We start from the raw sequence: 377 nt of genomic DNA on the forward strand, positions 1-377 counted from the left end.
GTAACCCTGGCGGCCAAGGCGCTGGTTGCGGCCTATTACGGGCGCAATCCGCGCTTCAGCTATTTCTATGGCTGTTCCAAGGGCGGGCAGGAAGGCATGGTCCTGGCCCAGCAGGAGCCCGATCTCTACAACGGCATCGTCGCTGCGGCGCCCGGCTTTGCCCTGCCGCGCGCCGCCCTGGCAGAGGCGTGGAATACCAAGGCAATGGGCGGCGTGCTGGCCGCGCGCGGCGACGCGCCCACCGTGGCAAACCTCGCCCGCGCCTTTTCCGTGGAAGACGGCACGCGCGTACGCCAGGCGATCCTGGCGGCGTGCGACGGGCTGGACGGTGCCAAGGATGGCATCGTCGCCGATGGCGCGCGCTGCACCAGCGCGCT

At 70.0% G+C, this 377-nt stretch carries 1 protein-coding gene; it reads left to right on the forward strand.

The window, feature by feature from the left end:
- On the forward strand, positions 1-377 hold a 377-nt coding region (locus H926_RS31190), incomplete at both ends, for a tannase/feruloyl esterase family alpha/beta hydrolase (RefSeq protein ID WP_158442031.1).

The organism is Novosphingobium sp. B-7 (assembly GCF_000410615.1).
Taxonomy (GTDB): Bacteria; Pseudomonadota; Alphaproteobacteria; order Sphingomonadales; family Sphingomonadaceae; genus Novosphingobium; species Novosphingobium capsulatum.